16 protein-coding genes are annotated in these 15,643 nt (G+C 74.5%); 9 read left to right on the top strand and 7 right to left on the bottom strand.

What is annotated here, in order from left to right; translation table 11 throughout:
- Nucleotides 1-51 precede the first annotated feature (51 nt).
- Entirely contained in the window at nucleotides 52-1,209 is a 1,158-nt protein-coding gene (locus tag C9F11_RS38755; RefSeq protein WP_138964622.1) for a methyltransferase, read from the top strand.
- Complete coding sequence (locus C9F11_RS38760) at nucleotides 1,206-1,868, top strand: alpha-ketoglutarate-dependent dioxygenase AlkB (RefSeq protein WP_138964624.1); 663 nt, start codon at nucleotides 1,206-1,208, stop codon at nucleotides 1,866-1,868. Before C9F11_RS38755 ends, C9F11_RS38760 begins: the two co-directional genes overlap by 4 nt.
- Before the next feature lie 13 nt (nucleotides 1,869-1,881).
- Here C9F11_RS38760 and dnaA read toward each other — a convergent pair whose 3' ends face one another.
- Nucleotides 1,882-3,681, bottom strand: coding sequence for a chromosomal replication initiator protein DnaA (gene dnaA, locus C9F11_RS38765; protein ID WP_212767872.1), 1,800 nt, complete (start codon nucleotides 3,679-3,681; stop codon nucleotides 1,882-1,884).
- A gap of 159 nt (nucleotides 3,682-3,840) precedes the next feature.
- Here dnaA and C9F11_RS38770 point away from each other — a divergent pair, with 159 nt between their 5' ends.
- Nucleotides 3,841-4,074, top strand: a complete 234-nt coding sequence (locus C9F11_RS38770) for a hypothetical protein (protein WP_138964626.1) — start codon at nucleotides 3,841-3,843, stop codon at nucleotides 4,072-4,074.
- 11 nt (nucleotides 4,075-4,085) lie between these two features.
- Here C9F11_RS38770 and C9F11_RS38775 read toward each other — a convergent pair whose 3' ends face one another.
- Both C9F11_RS38775 and C9F11_RS38780 read right to left on the bottom strand, forming a co-directional pair.
- Entirely contained in the window at nucleotides 4,086-4,847 is a 762-nt protein-coding gene (locus tag C9F11_RS38775; protein WP_138964628.1) for a 2OG-Fe(II) oxygenase, read from the bottom strand.
- Nucleotides 4,844-5,341, bottom strand: a complete 498-nt coding sequence (locus C9F11_RS38780; protein WP_138964630.1) for a methylated-DNA--[protein]-cysteine S-methyltransferase — start codon at nucleotides 5,339-5,341, stop codon at nucleotides 4,844-4,846. Before C9F11_RS38780 ends, C9F11_RS38775 begins: the two co-directional genes overlap by 4 nt.
- Nucleotides 5,342-5,693: 352 nt before the next feature.
- Between C9F11_RS38780 and C9F11_RS38785 the strand changes: the two genes are divergently transcribed.
- The 3 genes from C9F11_RS38785 to C9F11_RS38795 all read left to right on the top strand — a co-directional run bounded on the left by C9F11_RS38785 (nucleotide 5,694) and on the right by C9F11_RS38795 (nucleotide 9,064).
- Nucleotides 5,694-6,227: a hypothetical protein gene (locus tag C9F11_RS38785; protein ID WP_138964632.1), complete on the top strand. Its 534-nt coding sequence runs from the start codon at nucleotides 5,694-5,696 to the stop codon at nucleotides 6,225-6,227.
- Nucleotides 6,228-6,389: 162 nt separating this feature from the next.
- A complete protein-coding gene (locus C9F11_RS38790; protein ID WP_138964634.1) occupies nucleotides 6,390-8,420 on the top strand; it encodes an NADPH-dependent 2,4-dienoyl-CoA reductase in 2,031 nt (676 codons plus the stop codon).
- 53 nt (nucleotides 8,421-8,473) lie between these two features.
- Nucleotides 8,474-9,064, top strand: a complete 591-nt coding sequence (locus tag C9F11_RS38795; protein WP_138964636.1) for a PadR family transcriptional regulator — start codon at nucleotides 8,474-8,476, stop codon at nucleotides 9,062-9,064.
- 11 nt (nucleotides 9,065-9,075) lie between these two features.
- Here the strand turns inward: C9F11_RS38795 and C9F11_RS38800 are convergent, their stop codons facing one another.
- The 4 genes from C9F11_RS38800 to C9F11_RS38815 form a co-directional block, all read right to left on the bottom strand.
- Nucleotides 9,076-10,212 (bottom strand): Gfo/Idh/MocA family oxidoreductase, encoded by a 1,137-nt coding sequence (locus C9F11_RS38800; protein WP_138964638.1) that lies wholly within the window; start codon nucleotides 10,210-10,212, stop codon nucleotides 9,076-9,078.
- Nucleotides 10,209-10,952 (bottom strand): sugar phosphate isomerase/epimerase, encoded by a 744-nt coding sequence (locus C9F11_RS38805; protein WP_138964640.1) that lies wholly within the window; start codon nucleotides 10,950-10,952, stop codon nucleotides 10,209-10,211. Before C9F11_RS38805 ends, C9F11_RS38800 begins: the two co-directional genes overlap by 4 nt.
- 171 nt (nucleotides 10,953-11,123) lie before the next feature.
- On the bottom strand, nucleotides 11,124-11,627 hold the full coding sequence (locus C9F11_RS38810) for a hypothetical protein (protein ID WP_138964642.1): 504 nt from the start codon (nucleotides 11,625-11,627) through the stop codon (nucleotides 11,124-11,126).
- Between the two features lie 169 nt (nucleotides 11,628-11,796).
- Nucleotides 11,797-12,762 carry a LysR family transcriptional regulator gene (locus C9F11_RS38815; RefSeq protein WP_138964644.1) on the bottom strand — a complete coding sequence of 322 codons (966 nt, stop codon included), beginning with the start codon at nucleotides 12,760-12,762 and terminating at the stop codon, nucleotides 11,797-11,799.
- A gap of 172 nt (nucleotides 12,763-12,934) precedes the next feature.
- Between C9F11_RS38815 and C9F11_RS38820 the strand changes: the two genes are divergently transcribed.
- The 3 genes from C9F11_RS38820 to C9F11_RS38830 are packed head-to-tail and all read left to right on the top strand — an operon-like array spanning nucleotide 12,935 to nucleotide 15,635.
- On the top strand, nucleotides 12,935-13,630 hold the full coding sequence (locus C9F11_RS38820; RefSeq protein ID WP_138964646.1) for a type 1 glutamine amidotransferase domain-containing protein: 696 nt from the start codon (nucleotides 12,935-12,937) through the stop codon (nucleotides 13,628-13,630).
- 2 nt (nucleotides 13,631-13,632) lie between these two features.
- Nucleotides 13,633-14,313 (top strand): TetR/AcrR family transcriptional regulator, encoded by a 681-nt coding sequence (locus C9F11_RS38825; protein WP_138964648.1) that lies wholly within the window; start codon nucleotides 13,633-13,635, stop codon nucleotides 14,311-14,313.
- The gene (locus C9F11_RS38830) at nucleotides 14,310-15,635 is read left to right on the top strand and encodes an aldehyde dehydrogenase family protein (RefSeq protein WP_138964650.1); all 1,326 of its coding nucleotides are present in this window, start codon (nucleotides 14,310-14,312) and stop codon (nucleotides 15,633-15,635) included. Before C9F11_RS38825 ends, C9F11_RS38830 begins: the two co-directional genes overlap by 4 nt.
- Nucleotides 15,636-15,643: the final 8 nt, after the last annotated feature.

Here is a 15,643-nt window from a genome sequence, read left to right on the forward strand (position 1 = left end):
GCAGCGGCCGGGTCCGCGCCGCCGCGCGCGGCCCAGTAGCCTGAGGGCACGATGAACCGTTTGAGCACGTCATGGGGCGCGTACGACCTCACACGCTTCCCGGAGGACCCCCGCGACCAGCTGCGGGCCTGGTCCGCCGCGGACGCCTATCTGCTGCGCCACCTGGCGGGAGAGGACGGCGGCGCGCCGGTCGCCCTCGACGGCACCGTGGCCGTGATCGGCGACCGCTGGGGCGCGCTGACCACGGTGCTCGCCGCGCACCGGCCCGTCCAGATCACCGACTCCTTCCTCGGCAGGCAGGCGACCCTCGCCAACCTGGAGCGGGCCGGGCACGCGCCGGACCCGGCCCGGCTGCTCACGACGCGGGACGCGCCGCCGGAGCGGGTGGACGTGCTCCTGGTCCGGGTGCCCAAGAGCCTCGCGCTCCTGGAGGACCAGCTGCACCGGATCGCCCCTTCCCTGCACGCGGGCACCGTCGTCGTCGGCACCGGCATGGTCACCGAGATCCACACCTCGACCCTCGACCTCTTCGAGCGGATCATCGGCCCGACCCGCACCTCGCTGGCCCGGCAGAAGGCCCGGCTGATCCACACCACGCCGGACCCGGAGCGGGTCCACGAGAGCGGTCCCTGGCCGCGCCGGTACGTCCTGCCCGCCGACTCCGGGGCGGGCGCGGGCCTGACCGCCGTCAACCACGCGGGCATCTTCTGCGCCGAGCGCCTGGACATCGGCACCCGGTTCTTCCTCCAGCACCTGCCCGCGAGCCGCGCCGACGCCCACATCGTGGACCTGGGCTGCGGCAACGGCGTGCTCGGCACGGCCGCGGCGGTCGCCAACCCCGGGGCCCGGGTCACGTTCGTGGACGAGTCGTACCAGGCCGTCGCCTCGGCCGAGGCCACGTTCCGGGCCAACTCGGCCGCCGCGCAGGCGGAGTTCCTGGCCGGGGACGCGCTGACGGCGATGCCCGCCGCGTCCGTGGACCTCGTCCTGAACAACCCGCCCTTCCACAGCCACCAGGCCACGACCGACGCGACGGCCCAGCGCATGTTCCGCGGTGCCCGCGCCGCGCTGCGGCCCGGCGGTGAGCTGTGGGTCGTCGGCAACCGCCACCTCGGCTACCACGTACGGCTCAAGCGCCTCTTCGGCAACGTCGAAGTCGCCGCCAGCAACCGCAAGTTCGTGATCCTGCGGGCGGTCCTGCGCCCATGACCGACGAGCTGTTCCCGCGCGAGCGCGGCGAGGTGGCCCCGGGTGCCGTGCACGTGCCCGGCTGGCTCGGCCCCGACCGGCAGCGGGAGCTCCTCGCCGCCTGCCGGGCCTGGGCGCGCCCGCCCGCGGGCCTGCGCACCGTCCACCTGCCGGGCGGCGGCACGATGACCGCCCGGCAGCTGTGCCTCGGCTGGCACTGGTATCCGTACGGCTACGCGCGCACCGTCGTCGACGGCGACGGCGCGCCGGTGAAGCCGATGCCCGCCTGGCTCGCGGAGCTGGGGCGCGCCGCGGTGCGGGACGCGTACGGGGACGGCGGCGCGGACGGTGACGCCCCGCCCGCGTACGACATCGCGCTCGTCAACCACTACGACGCCGACGCCCGCATGGGCATGCACCGCGACAGCGACGAGAAGTCCGACGCCCCGGTGGTGTCGCTGAGCCTCGGGGACGCCTGCGTCTTCCGGTTCGGCAACACCGAGACGCGCGCGCGGCCGTACACGGACGTCGAGCTGCGCAGCGGTGACCTGATGGTGTTCGGCGGCCCGTCCCGCCTCGCGTACCACGGCGTGCCGAAGATCCACGCCGGTACGGCGCCGCCGGGCCTTGGCCTGACGGGGCGGCTGAACGTCACGCTGCGGGTGAGCGGGCTCGGCTGAGGCACCGCCCCGGTCAGTCGGCCAGTTCGTCGGCGGCGTCCTTGATCCGCAGGGTGAGTTCGGTGACCTGGTTGTAGATGGAGCGGCGCTCCGCCATCAGCGCGCGGATCTTGCGGTCCGCGTGGTCCACGGTGCTCGGGTCGCTCCGCTTGAAGAGCTCGCGGATCTTCGGCCGTGACATGTCGGTCAGTTCGCAGCACAGGTATATGGCGATCTGGCGTGCCGTCACCAGGACCCGGCTGCGGGACGTTCCGCACAGCTCGCCCTCCGCCAGACCGAAGTAGTCGGAGGTCACAGCGATGATCAACTGCCCGACCCGCTCCCCGCGCGACGGCCCGCGGTCGGGGACCAGGTCCTTGAGGACGATCTCGGTCAGGCCGAGGTCCACCGGCTGCCGGTTGAGGTTGGCGAACGCGGTCACCCGGTTCAGGGCGCCCTCCAGCTCGCGGATGTTGCGCAGGGTGCGGGTGGCGATGAACTCGAGCACCTCCGGCGGGGTGTCGAGCCCGTCCGCGACGGCCTTGCGGTGCAGGAGCGCGACGCGCGTCTCCAGCTCGGGCGCCCTGACGTGGGTGATCAGGCCCCACTCCAGACGGCTGCGCATCCAGTCCTCGAGGTTCGGCAGCTGCTTGGGCGGCCGGTCGGAGGAGAGCACGATCTGCTTCCCGGCCTCGTGGAGCGCGTTGAAGGTGTGGAAGAACTCCTCGCGCGTCGACCGGTGGTGCATCAGGAAGTAGATGTCGTCGACCAGCAGGACGTCCGCGTTCCGGTGGTCGCCCTGGGGCTTGAAGTCCTCCGCGTGCACGTACCGGACGCGGAGGCCGGGGTGGAGGGCGAGGGCGTGGTGCGCGGTGGCGTGCAGCAGGTGCGTCTTGCCGATCCCCGAAGTGCCGTAGATGTACAGGGGGTTGTACGCCCGGCCGGGCCGCTTGGCGGCGGCGAGGGCGGCCGCGTTGGCGAAGCGGTTGGAGTCGCCGACGATGAAGGTGTCGAAGACGAAGCCGGGGTTGAGCCATCCGGGGTGGGTCTTCCCGCCGGGCGTACGGGGGCGTGCCCGGGGCGGTGCAGCGGCGGCGGGGGCGGTGTCCGGGAAGCCGTCCTCGGGCTCCTCGCGGCTCTCCTCGGGGCGGGGTGCGGTGGCGTCCTCGTCGTCCTGCCCGTGCTCCTCGGCCGCGATCAGCTGGCGCTCCAGCTCCTCGCAGCGCTCCTCCGCCTCGACGCGGCGGGCGTGGGCGTCGCGGAGCTCCTCGCCGAGCGCCTCCACCTGCTGGATGAGGGACTGCCGTTCCCTGCGGAGCCCGGCGAGCTGGTCCTCGTACAGTGCGAGCACCGTGTCCGTGTCGGCGTGCTCGCGGCTCTGGTGCGCCCGCAGCTGTCCGATCTGTACCTCCAGGTCCGCCGCGCGGTGTTGCGCGTCGACCAACGCCCCTTCGAGCGCGCGGACCAGCGCCGCCGAGCGGGTGGACTGCCGGTCGGCCTCGGCCAGTTGGTCCTCGAGGAGTTGCACCCGGTGGAGCGGGGAGCCGCTGCGGGCCAGTGCCTCGCGGTGCAGTCGGCGGAGCAGCTCCATGGCCTCGGGCGTGGGCGTGCGGCCCTGGTGCTCGGCCACGTCGTGGAAGAGGGAGTTGATGAACTCCCAGGTGGGTACGCGGGTCCCGTTGAGGAAGCGGGACAGGGACCCGGCGTCCCAGCTCCGCCGGGCCGCGTACCGGCGGACGCTGAGCCCGAGCCCGTCGAAGAGGGCGCGCAGCGCCTCGGCGAGCGCCCGCGACTCGTCGGGAAGCTCCCCGCCCAGCGGCACCAGGCTGCCCATGTCCCCTCCCGGTGTTCCCTGTCGGCTGCTGTCGCTCGGTGTTGCGACACGTGGCAACTGTGCCGCCTACCGCAACACCCCGCACCCCCAACAGCCTGATTGCCGCCTGACAAGACATCAGGCGGCAGTTGGTACAAGGAACTTCAGAGAGGCTCAGCGATGCACCTTCCACGGCGGCGAACCGATCTCGCCGTATTCCTCGCGGTCCTGGGGACCGGAGTCGTCCTCGTCCGGTGCGGGATCGAGGCGGAGGCGGTGTCCTCGGTAGCGATCGGGCTCTCCACGCTGTACGCCGCCTGGCAGCGTCAGGACGGTGTGCCACGGCCCCCGGCCGAGCGGGACACGGCCGAGCGGGACACGGCCGACCCGCGCGCGTCCGCACGCCGTGAGTAGCCGCGGGGCCCCTAGGCGAGGTGGAACACGAGGCCCAGCGAGCGCCGCAGGCCCGAGCGGACCGTGCTCACGCCGTGCCGGACCGGGGCCGCCGACCAGCCGCGGGCGGAGCGCACCGGGCGGTCGCGGGTGGTGAAGACCAGGCCGTGTCCCTGCGGGAGCACGGTGACGGTGCCCCGGGACTGGGCGCGGGGGCGCTGTTCGACGAGCAGGAACTCGCCGCCGGTGTAGTCGTCGCCGTGGACGTCGAGGCCGATGACGACCTGGAGCGGGAAGACCAGGTCGCCGAAGAGGTCGCGGTGCAGCGCGTTCCAGTCGCCCGCCTCGTACCGCAGCAGGATCTGCGAGGACTGCGACTGGCCACCCGCGCGGCACCGGTCGAGCCACTCGTCGAGGCTGTCGGGCCACGGGGCGGGGCGGCCGAGGCGGGCCGCCCAGTCCCGGGCGATCGGCAGGAGCGCGGGGTAGAGGGCGGCGCGCAGCTCGGCGACCGGGCGCGGCAGATCGGGGCCGAAGTAGCGGTACTGGCCGGAGCCGAAGCGGTGCCGGGCCATGTCGACGGTCTTGCGGAACAGCTCCGTCTCGTCGTACAGGGCGGCGATCGACCGGCACGCGTCGGGGTCCAGGAGCCGGGGCGTGAGGGCGCAGCCGTGGGCGTCGAGCTCGGCGGCGGCACCGGCCCAGTCCGCGGCGGCGACCCGGGCGGCGGCCCCGGTGCCGGTGGCGGCGACCCGGGCGGCGGGCCCGGCGGTGGCGGGCGCGGTCCTGGTCATGCCGCCTCCAGGTCCAGGAGCCGGCGCTTGCGGTCCAGGCCGCCCGCGTAGCCGGTCAGCGAGCCGTCCGCGCCGATCACGCGGTGGCAGGGGCGCACCACGAGCAGCGGGTTGCGGCCGATGGCGGTGCCCAGGGCGCGGACGGCGGCGCGCGACAGGCCGAGCCGCGCGGCGAGCGCCCCGTACGTGGTGGTGGTGCCGTACGGCACGGAGTCCAGGGCGTCCCAGACCTTGCGCTGGAAGTCCGTGCCGGATCCGGTGGCGTACTCGATGTCGAACTGCGTCAGCGCGCCCGCGAAGTACGCGCGCAGCTGGTCGGTGATCGCGGCGAACGCCTCGTCGTCGCGGACCCAGCCGTCCAGGACGGACGCGGCGCCCTTCTGCCCCGGCACGGAGAGCGACGCGAGTGCCGTGCCGCCCTTGGCGGTGGCCGAGGGCTCGCCGACGAGCAGCAGTTCGCCCAGCGGGCTGTCCAGGGTGGTGTAGACGGTCATCGCGCCGGTCCTCTCCGAGGGGTTCGAGATCGCCTCCGGCGGCCCGGAGGGGATCGGGGGAGTGTGTCCCTGTGATCAGTCTGCGTCGCGCGCGGGGGGCGTGGCTGGCGGTTTTCGGACACGGCGCTGACGGGGTCCCCCGCACGTCGGAGGACCGGCGGCCGAGCGCGGCGGCGAGGACCCGCGCGGTGCGGGCCGCCGGGGGCGCCCGGGCGGTCCGTGGCGGCGGCGAGAAGTCATCGGTCACGCGTGCGCCCGGGGATAACCTGCCGCTCCGGCCGGTAGTGATCAAGTGGGGAAAGGTCCGAGGGGCAGCTCGTTCTAGCCTTGTGCCGACCGAAGGGTGGGGATGATGGACGTACCGAACGTCGTCGGGGACTGGCAGGAGTACCAGTCCGACGAACTGGCAGGGCTGCGCGTGCGGGTGCACGGCCTCAAGCGGGCCACTCCCAAGCGCGGCCGGGACGATGACGCCAAGGGCCTGACCTACGTCGCCTTCGACGTCACCTTCGAGAACCGCGGTTCCGAGTTCGTCACCATCGATCTGCACGACCATCCGTGGCACTTCGACGTGCGCGTGGGCCGGGACGGCCACGGCGCGTTCGTCGACGAGTACGGCTCGGTGGTCATCCGGGACTTCAATCTGTATCCGCAGCGCCGGGTCACGGCGACCCTCTACGCGGCGGCGCCCGTGACCAAGCTCAAGCAGGTGGACGTCCAGGTCAGCCCGCGCCTCGACGGCGAGCCGTCGTTCGGCTACGTGTGGGTCGGCGGCCTCGGGGTGCACGAGGCGTCCACGCGCGCGGGCGCCCGGGCGTCCACGGCCAAGGCGGGCGTGGCCAGCGAGGTGGAGCGGTTCCTCCAGGACAAGGCGCAGGGGGAGTGAGGTCCGGCGGGGGCGGCCGCCGGGTGCGGGGCGGGCCCCCGCCCCGGCCCGTCCGGCCGGTGTGAGCTGCGTCCCGCCCGTTGTGCAACTAGTTGCATAAGGGGTGGGGCTGGCCTACAACTGTCCTGACGACTTCGCGCACCCGTGGACGAAAGAGGCCGCATGGACTCCCCGAGCCGCTACCCGCATCTGCTCAGCCCGCTCGACCTGGGCTTCACCACGCTGCCCAACCGGGTCCTCATGGGCTCCATGCACGTGGGCCTCGAAGAGGCGCCGGGCGGGTTCGCGCGCATGGCCGAGTTCTACGCGACCCGGGCGCGCGGCGGCGTCGGCCTCATCGTCACCGGCGGCATCGCGCCGAACGAGGAGGGGCGCCCCTGGGAGGGCGGCGCCAAGCTCACCACCGAGGCCGAGGCCGAGCAGCACGCGCCGATCACCGCCGCCGTGCACCGCGAGGGCGGCCGGATCGCGATGCAGATCCTGCACTTCGGGCGGTACGCCTACCACGCGGACCTGGTCGCGCCGAGCGCGCTCCAGGCGCCGATCAGCCCGTTCCCGCCCCGCGCCCTGACGGACGACGAGGTCGAGCGGACCATCGAGGACTTCGTCCGCACCGCCGAACTCGCCCGGCACGCGGGCTACGACGGCGTCGAGATCATGGGCTCCGAGGGCTATCTGATCAACGAGTTCATCGCGGCCCCCACCAACCGGCGGACCGACCGCTGGGGCGGCGCCTACGAGAACCGCGTCCGCTTCCCCGTCGAGATCGTGCGGCGCACACGCGAGCGCCTCGGCGACGACTTCATCATCGTCTACCGCCTCTCCATGCTGGACCTGGTGCCCGGCGGCTCCACGCTCGACGAGGTCGTCCTGCTCGCCAAGGAGATCGAGGCCGCGGGCGCCAGCATCATCAACACCGGCATCGGCTGGCACGAGGCCCGCGTGCCGACCATCGCGACCTCCGTGCCGCGCGGCGCCTACACCTTCGTCACCCGGAAGGTCATGGGCGAGGTGTCCGTGCCGCTGGTGACGACCAACCGCATCAACACCCCCGAGCTCGCCGAGCAGTTGCTCGCCGACGGCGCCGCCGACATGGTCTCGCTGGCCCGCCCGCTGCTCGCCGACCCGGACTTCGTGGCCAAGGCGCGCCAGGGGCAGCCCGACGCCATCAACACCTGCATCGGCTGCAACCAGGCCTGCCTCGACCACACCTTCAACCTCCAGATCACCTCCTGCCTGGTGAACCCGCGCGCCTGTCACGAGACGGAGCTCGTCCTCGCGCCGACCCGCCGCGCCAAGCGCGTCGCCGTCATCGGCGCGGGCCCCGCCGGGCTCGCCTGCGCCGTCTCCGCCGCCGAGTGCGGCCACGACGTGACGCTCTACGACGCCGCGGCCGAGATCGGCGGCCAGCTGAACGTGGCCCGCAAGGTTCCCGGCAAGCAGGAGTTCGACGAGACGCTGCGCTACTACCGCACCCAGCTCGACCTGCGCGGAGTGGACGTGCGGCTGAACACCCACGTCACGGTGGACCGGCTCACCGGCGCCGGGTACGACGAGGTCGTCATCGCCACCGGCGTCACGCCCCGCACCCCGGACATCCCCGGCGTCGACCACCCCAGCGTCGTCGGCTACCTGGACGTGCTGCGCGACGGCGCGCCCGTCGGCGACCGGGTCGCCGTCGTCGGCGCGGGCGGCATCGGCTTCGACGTCGCCGAGTACCTCACCGACAGCGGCGACAAGGCCGCCCTGGACCCGGCGACGTACTTCAAGCACTGGGGCGTCGACATGGACTACCGGGAGCGCGGCGGGCTCGCCGCGCCCGAGCGGCCGCTCTCGCCGCGCACCGTCCACCTCGTCCAGCGCAAGACGTCCAAGGTCGGCGGCGGCCTCGGCAAGACCACCGGCTGGATCCACCGCGCCGAGCTGCGCCACCGAGGCGTCGAGATGGTCGCGGGCGCCCGCTACGACCGCATCGACGACGAGGGCCTGCACCTCACGGTCGACGGCGCCGCGCGCACCATCCCCGTGGACACGGTCGTGCTGTGCACCGGCCAGGAACCCCGGCGCGACCTGTACGAGGCCCTGCTCGCCGCGGGGATGAGCGCGCACCTCATCGGCGGCGCCGACGTCGCGGCCGAGCTGGACGCCAAGCGCGCCATCAAGCAGGGCACGGAGCTGGCCGCCGCGCTGTGAGCGGGGCGGGCGCGGCCGGACGCCCGGCCGCGCCGCCTCCCTAGGATGCCCGCATGTCACTGCCGCACGCGATCCTCACCGCCTTGCTGGAGAAGCCGTCGTCGGGCCTGGAGCTGACCCGGCGCTTCGACCGGTCCATCGGCTACTTCTGGTCCGCCACGCACCAGCAGATCTACCGCGACCTCGGCAGGCTGGAGCGGGACGGGCTGATCCGCGCGCTGCCCGCCGCGACGGCGACCCGTGGCCAGAAGAAGCAGTACGAGGTGCTGCCCGAGGGCCGCGCCGAGCTGTCCCGCTGGACCGCGGCGGGCCAGGACCCCAAGCCGATGCGCGACGCGCTGCTCCTGCGGCTGCGGGCGGCGGCCGTCGTCGGCACGGCGGGCATCGAGGAGGACCTGCGCCGCCATCTCACCCTCCACGGCCGCCAGTTGGCGGAGTACGAGGAGATCGAGCGCCGCGACTTCCCGCCCGGCAGCGACGCGGTCGAGGACCGGCTGCGGCACCTGGTGCTGCGGGCCGGTATCGACCTGGAGACGTTCTGGACGCAGTGGCTGGCCCGGGCGCTCGACGAACTGGCGGAGCCCCGGCCCGACGGCCGCTCAACCCGCGCGGACGAGGACCACGACCGCGCGGGCGAGGCCTGACGCGGCGTACGTCAAGGCCCGGTGAGGGTCGCCGCCGTCGGGTCCCAGTCCTCGGGCAGCGGCGCCGGGGGCACGACCTGGGTGGGGAGCGCGGTGAACGCCGACCGCTCGGCGGACTCGGTGATCGCCGTCATGGTCTGGAGGACGTGCAGGGCCAGGGCGCCCGACGCGCGGTGCGTGCTCCGGGTGTCGGGCGTGATCCGTCCCGCCCCGGCGCGGATCGCGCGCGCCAGGTCCAGGACGCCGAGGCCGCGGCCGTCCGTACGGCCGTGGACGGGCAGCTCGCGCCAGTCGTCGGAGCCGTTCGGCCGCAGCCGCAGCGGGCCGCGGAAGGTGTTCGGGTCCGGCACGGCGAGGGTGCCCTCGGTACCGGTGACCTCGAAGCGGACGCGCGGCAGGGCGCTGTCGAAGCTGAACGTCGCGTTGGCGCTCGCTCCCGAGGAGAACGCGAGCAGCGCGCTCACGTGCGTCGGCACGTCGACCGGGAACGACTGCCCGGCCCTGGCGCCCGAGCCCACCGTGCGCCGCGCGCGGGCCCGCGCCGCCGTCGCCGCGACCCGCGACACGGAGCCGAACAGCGCCACCAGGGCCGTCAGATAGTACGGGCCGACGTCGAACAGGGGCCCCGCGCCCGGCTGGTAGAAGAACGCCGGGTCCGGGTGCCAGGACTCCGGGCCCAGGCTCTGCACCGCCGTCGTCGCCGCCACGGGCGTGCCGATGTGGCCCGCCCGGACGGCGCGGAGGGCCGACTGCAGGCCCGCGCCGAGGAACGTGTCCGGGGCGCCGCCGAGCAGCAGCCCGCGCTCGGACGCGTCGGCGATGAGTTTCTCCGCCTCCCCGGGCGTCGGCGTCAGGGGCTTCTCGCCGTACACGTGCTTGCCCGCGCGCAGCGCCGCGGCCGCGACCTGCGCGTGCGCCGCGGGCACCGTCAGGTTCACCACCAGCTCGACGTCCGGCTCCGCGAGGACGGTGGGCACGTCGCCGTGCACCGGTATGCCGTGGGCGCGGGCCGCGGTGGCCGCCCGCTCCCGGTCGAGGTCCGCGACGCCGAGGAGCCGCACGTCGGGGAAGCGGCCGAGGGTCCGCAGGTACTCCACGCTGATGACGCCCGCGCCGACGACCGCGACGCCGACCGGGCCCGCGCTCACGCCGCCTCCAGGGCGCTGACGTAGACGCGGCTCGCGGCCAGCTCGCCGAGCAGGTCGCCCGCGCACGCGTCGAACTCGACCACCCGCCAGGCGTCCGGGGCTGCCGCGAGGACCTCGGGCACCGGCATGGTGCCGCCGCCGACGGCGACGTTCGGGTCGTCCTTGGTGCCGGGGCCGTCCTTGAGGTGCAGGGCCTCCACGCGGTCGCCGAGGCGGCCGAGGAGCGCGGGCACGTCCGCGCCGCCGACCGCCGCCCAATAGGTGTCGACCTCCAGGAACACGTCCGGGTCGAGCAGCCCGGCGAGCACGTCGAGGGCGTGCGCGCCGTCGAGCCGCGGCTCCACCTCCCACCAGTGGTTGTGGTAGCCGAGCCGCAGCCCGTGCCGGGCGGCCCGGCGGGCGAGGGAGTTGAGGCGGTCCGCGACGCGGGCGAGCCCGTCGCGCGTCGTGAAGTCCTCGTGCGGGAAGCCCGCGGGGACGACGGCGAGGCCGGTGCCGAGCGCGGCGACGGCGTCGAAGACGGGGCCCGGGTCCCCGGCCAGGGCGTGGCCGACGTGCGCGCCCGAGACGGCGAGGCCGAGACCTGCGGCGATCCGGGCGAGCCCCGGCGCGTCGTCGGTCACGTCGAAGGCCTCCACCGCGCCGTACCCCATCGCCGCGAGGCGCTCCAGCGTCCCCGCCCGGTCGGCGGCGAGCTCGTCGCGCACGGAGTACAGCTGGACGCTGAGCGGTCGTGGCATGGCGGCCCTCCCAGTCGGCTGGGAGGACGGTAAGGCGCGCGGGCCGCGTGAACAAGAGCACCGGGGGGACGAGGACGACTGGTCCACCACGACGGCAGGCCGGGCCCTCGGGCCCGGCCTGCCGTGGTTCGGGGAGCCGGACCGGCTGCCCGGCTCCAGGGGAAGGGGGGTTCAGAAGCGGCCGCGGACCGTACGGCGGCGCAGGTACCACGCGCCGCCGCCCAGGGCCGAGACGACCAGGGCGCCGCCCGCGGCGAGCGTGACCGTGCCGTAGTCCTCGACCGCGCCGCCGAAGCCGCCGCGTACCCCGCGTGCGGGGGCCGTCGTCGACGACGCCGTCGGCGCGCCCGAGACCGTGACGGTCTGCGAGCCCGCCGTCGAACCGTCCTGACAGATCACCACGACCGTATGGGTGCCGGCCGTGACGTTCTGCCAGGAGGCGCTGCCGCCCGCCAGGGTCACCTGGCGGCCCTGGGCGAAGTTGGCCGTGCCGTTGCTGAGCAGCGCGGCCTTGCCCCCGCTGGGACAGGCGGCCGTGGTGGCCTGCACGGTGGTGCCGTTGACGGTCACGGTGATCCCCGGTGCCGCGAGCGCCGCGGGGGCGCTCAGGGTCAGGGGAAGCGCGGCGGCGGCGACGGTCAGGCCGGAGCGAAGGGATATCCGGTGAATACGCATGAGTCTGCCCTCCGGCGGCACGGGAGGCGGTACGTTCCGTGCGCCGCCGGAATGGGGGAAGCGCCCGTGCTGCCTGACGACGAGCCAACGTGCCGTCGGGCCGCGGCGCATGCGGACTGCCTCCGGGCAGGTGACGGGATCCTTCGTCCGGCCGACGGCTGACCGGTCGTCACCAGGACGGGGCCGCCTGTAGCAACCGGTCGCGCACGAGCAGGACGTGCGGGTTGCGCGGCGTGCCCGGGCGCTGCGCGAGGTAGCCGGTGTTGATCGGCGGGTCCTCCGGAAGGAGCAGCGGCACCAGCGCGCCCGCGGCCAGCTCCGCCAGACACAGATAGCGCGGCAGGACCGAGATCCCCGCCCCGGCCGCGACCGCCGAGCGGACCCCGCGCAGATCCGGCACCGTCAGGGCGGGCCGCGCGGTCAGGCGCTCGCCGAAGACGTGCCACCAGTAGCGGCGGGCGATCGGCAGGTCGTCGGCGTACGCGACGAGCGGCACCCCGCGCAGCGCGGCGGCGCCGTCGGCGGCGATCCGCTCCGGGCCGATCCGCCGCGCCCACGCGGGCGAGGCGACGAGCACGAACTCCTCGTCGGCGAGCGGCACCGCGCTGAGCGTGCGGCCGCGCAGCCGCATCGTGGAGATCACCAGGTCGAAGCGGCCGCCGCGCAGTCCGTCGAGGAGCTCGTCGGTCAGGCCCATGGTGACCCGCAGGCGCACCCCCTGGTCGGTGAGCGGGGCGAGCGCGGGCAGGACCCGGGCGCACACCAGCTCGGCGGGGCCCGCCAGGTGCACCGGGTCCGGCGGCCGCTCGGTGGCCAGCGGGCCGCGGTCGGCCACCGCGGCCAGGGCGTCCAGGGGCCCCGCCACCTGGATGGCCAGCTCGTCGGCGACCGACGTGGGGACGGCCCCGCGCGGCCGCCGTTCGAACAGCTCCCGCCCCAACTGCTGTTCCAGGGAGCGTACTTGCGTCGTCACCGTCGGCTGGGACAGGCCGAGCAGCCGCGCGGCCGCGGTGAACGAACCGGAGCGGTGCACCGCGAGGAAGGTGCGCAGCAGCGACAGGTCGAGCGGCGCGCGGGGCGGCTGCGGGGCACTCGGCCCCTCGCCTCCTGTGCCATCGGAATTCCTATGGACCATGCCGGAGATCCTATTGGCCCTCTATGGGAGGCGGGTCTACCGTCGAGGACGAGACATACTGACACTTCGCGTACGAAACGTCAGTCCGTGCGGCAGCGGAATCGTGCGGGGCAGATCCGTGCGGCAGCGGATCCGTGCGGCGCAGATCCGCGCGGCAGCAGAGGAGACAGGCATGGCGAAGATCCTGATGGTGGTGACCGGCTCCGCCGTATGGACGCTGGCGGACGGCACCGCGCACCCGAGCGGCTACTGGGCCGAGGAGGTCTCGGCCCCCTGGCAGGCCTTCACCGCGGCGGGGCACGAGGTGGTGGTCGCCACGCCCGGCGGCGTCGTACCGACCATGGACCCCGCGAGTCTCGCGCCCGAGCTGAACGGCGGCCAGGAGAACGCCGACGCGATCGCCGCCGACCTGGCGCGCGTCACCGCCCTGCGACAGCCCGTCGCCGTGGAGGACGTGCGGCTCGACGAGTACGCCGCCGTCTTCTACCCGGGCGGCCACGGCCCGATGGAGGACCTCGCGGTGCACGCCGCCTCCGGCGCCCTGCTGGGCGACGCCCTCGCCTCCGGCAAGCCGCTCGGCATCGTCTGCCACGGCCCGGCGGCGCTGCTCGCCACCGCCGACGGGCAGGGCGGATCGCCCTTCGCGGGCTACCGCGTCACGGCCTTCACCAACGCCGAGGAGGTCCAGTCCGGCTTCGCGGACCGTGCGCCGTGGCTGCTCCAGGACCGGCTGGTGGCGCTCGGCGTCGACTTCCAGGAGGGGCGGCCGTGGGCTCCGTACGTGGTGGCCGACCGCAATCTGTACACCGGCCAGAACCCGGCGTCGGCCGCGCCGCTGGCCGCCGAGATCGTCAAGGCGCTGGGCTGACCGTGGCCGCCGACCGGCTCTCCGAGGCCCTCGACGCGACGTACGCGTGCCTGAGCAGGTACGGCGTGCGGCGGACCACGGTGGACGACATCGCCCGCGAGATGGGGGTGTCGCGGTCGGCGGTCTATCAGTACGTGCGCGGCAAGGACGACGCGGTCCGCAAGCTCGCCATGCGCCTGCACGACCGGGCGCTCGCACGGGCCGAGGCCGCCGCCGTCGCCCCGGTCCCGCCCGCCGAGCGCGTCCACGGCATCCTCGCGGCGAAGCTGGACCTGGTCCTCGACCTCACCGGCCGCTCCCCGCACGCCGTGGAACTCCTCGACCCGGGCGCCCGCCTCTCCGGCGACATCTGCGACGCGTTCACGGCCCGGCTACGGGCGCTCCTGACGGAACAGTTCACGGCGGCAGGCCGTGACGCGGCGGTGCACGGTCAAGTCCGTGGCGCGGTGGCACACGGTCAAGCGGTCGCCGGCCCCGGCCCCGTCCGGGCCAGCCCGGGGGAGCCCGCCGCCCTCGCCCCCACGCCCGCGCAGTGCGCCGACATCTGCCTCGCCCTCGTCGTCGGCCTCGAAACCGCGCCCGACGCGGCCCGCCTGTTGCGGCCCGCGACGGACGCCCTGCTCACGGGGCTGCTGCCCCACCGCACCGCACCGCTCCGACCCCTCCAGAGGACCACCTCATGAACGACCCCGACCCCGCCGACCCCTCGGCCCTCGTCGCCCGGCTGCGCGCGACCTTCCGCACCGGCCGCACCCGCCCCCTCGACTGGCGCGAGCGCCAGCTCACCCGGTTGCGGGAGCTGCTCAGCGAACACCGCGAGGACTTCGCCGACGCGCTCCACGCGGACCTCGGCAAGCCCCGAGCCGAGGCCTACCGCTCCGAAGTGGACTTCTCGATCCGCGAGATCGACCACACCCTGGAGCACCTGGAGGAGTGGCTGCGCCCGCAGGACGTCGACGTGCGCGGCGTCTTCGGCGAGGCGGCGCGCGCCGGTACGCAGTACGACCCGCTCGGCGTCGTCCTCGTGATCGCGCCCTGGAACTACCCCGCCCAGCTCCTCCTCGTGCCCGTCGCCGGGGCACTCGCCGCGGGCAACGCGGTGGTCGTCAAGCCCAGCGAGCTGGCTCCCGCCACCTCCGCGCTGATCGCCGAGCTGCTGCCGCGCTACCTGGACACCGACGCCGTGGCCGTCGTCGAGGGCGGGGTGCCCGAGACCACGGCCCTGCTCGCGCAGCGCTTCGACCACATCTTCTACACCGGCAACGGCACCGTGGGCCGCATCGTCATGCGGGCCGCCGCCGAGCACCTCACGCCGGTCACGCTCGAACTCGGCGGCAAGTCACCGGTGTTCGTCGACGCGGGCGTCGACACCGCGGAGACCGCACGGCGCCTGGCCCGCGCCAAGTTCGCGAACGCGGGCCAGACCTGCGTGGCGCCCGACTACGTCCTCACCGACCCGGACACCGCCCGCGCGCTCGCGGCCGACCTGGCCGCGGCGGTCGAGGAGCTGTACGGGCCGGACCCGGCGGCGTCGGACGCGTACGGGCGCATCGTCGACGAACGGCACTTCGACCGGCTGTCCGCGCTGTTCGGCTCGGGCCGCGTGGTCACCGGCGGGCAGAGCGACCGGGCCGCGAAGTACATCGCGCCGACCGTGCTCGCCGGGGTGCGGCCCGACGAGCCGGTCATGCGGGAGGAGATCTTCGGGCCCGTCCTGCCGATCGTCGAGGTGGCGGACCTGGACGAGGCGATCGCGTTCATCAACGACCGGGACAAGCCGCTGGCCCTGTACGCCTTCACCGACTCGGCGGCCACGCGCGAGCGCATCGCCGCGCAGACCTCGTCGGGAGGCCTCGGCTTCGGGCTGCCGATGGCTCATCTCTCGGTCCCCGAGCTGCCGTTCGGCGGGGTCGGCGAGAGCGGCATGGGCGCCTACCACGGGCCGCACTCGATCGCGGTCTTCAGCCACCGCAAGGCGCGCCTGGACGTGCCGCTCGGCTCCTGAGGCCGCCT

Source organism: Streptomyces sp. YIM 121038, from assembly GCF_006088715.1.
Classification (GTDB): domain Bacteria; phylum Actinomycetota; class Actinomycetes; order Streptomycetales; family Streptomycetaceae; genus Streptomyces.

Excerpts from the sequence above, each read along its gene's own strand:
- C9F11_RS38785 (WP_138964632.1), top strand. The coding sequence starts at position 5,694 with ATGGACGTACCGAACGTCGTCGGGGACTGGCAGGAGTACCAGTCCGAC.
- C9F11_RS38780 (WP_138964630.1), bottom strand. The coding sequence starts at position 5,341 with ATGACCGTCTACACCACCCTGGACAGCCCGCTGGGCGAACTGCTGCTC.
- C9F11_RS38815 (WP_138964644.1), bottom strand. The coding sequence starts at position 12,762 with ATGGTCCATAGGAATTCCGATGGCACAGGAGGCGAGGGGCCGAGTGCC.
- C9F11_RS38775 (WP_138964628.1), bottom strand. The coding sequence starts at position 4,847 with ATGACCAGGACCGCGCCCGCCACCGCCGGGCCCGCCGCCCGGGTCGCC.
- C9F11_RS38805 (WP_138964640.1), bottom strand. The coding sequence starts at position 10,952 with ATGCCACGACCGCTCAGCGTCCAGCTGTACTCCGTGCGCGACGAGCTC.
- C9F11_RS38795 (WP_138964636.1), top strand. The coding sequence starts at position 8,474 with ATGTCACTGCCGCACGCGATCCTCACCGCCTTGCTGGAGAAGCCGTCG.
- C9F11_RS38830 (WP_138964650.1), top strand. The coding sequence starts at position 14,310 with ATGAACGACCCCGACCCCGCCGACCCCTCGGCCCTCGTCGCCCGGCTG.
- C9F11_RS38770 (WP_138964626.1), top strand. The coding sequence starts at position 3,841 with ATGCACCTTCCACGGCGGCGAACCGATCTCGCCGTATTCCTCGCGGTC.
- dnaA (WP_212767872.1), bottom strand. The coding sequence starts at position 3,681 with ATGGGCAGCCTGGTGCCGCTGGGCGGGGAGCTTCCCGACGAGTCGCGG.
- C9F11_RS38820 (WP_138964646.1), top strand. The coding sequence starts at position 12,935 with ATGGCGAAGATCCTGATGGTGGTGACCGGCTCCGCCGTATGGACGCTG.
- C9F11_RS38755 (WP_138964622.1), top strand. The coding sequence starts at position 52 with ATGAACCGTTTGAGCACGTCATGGGGCGCGTACGACCTCACACGCTTC.
- C9F11_RS38810 (WP_138964642.1), bottom strand. The coding sequence starts at position 11,627 with ATGCGTATTCACCGGATATCCCTTCGCTCCGGCCTGACCGTCGCCGCC.
- C9F11_RS38760 (WP_138964624.1), top strand. The coding sequence starts at position 1,206 with ATGACCGACGAGCTGTTCCCGCGCGAGCGCGGCGAGGTGGCCCCGGGT.
- C9F11_RS38790 (WP_138964634.1), top strand. The coding sequence starts at position 6,390 with ATGGACTCCCCGAGCCGCTACCCGCATCTGCTCAGCCCGCTCGACCTG.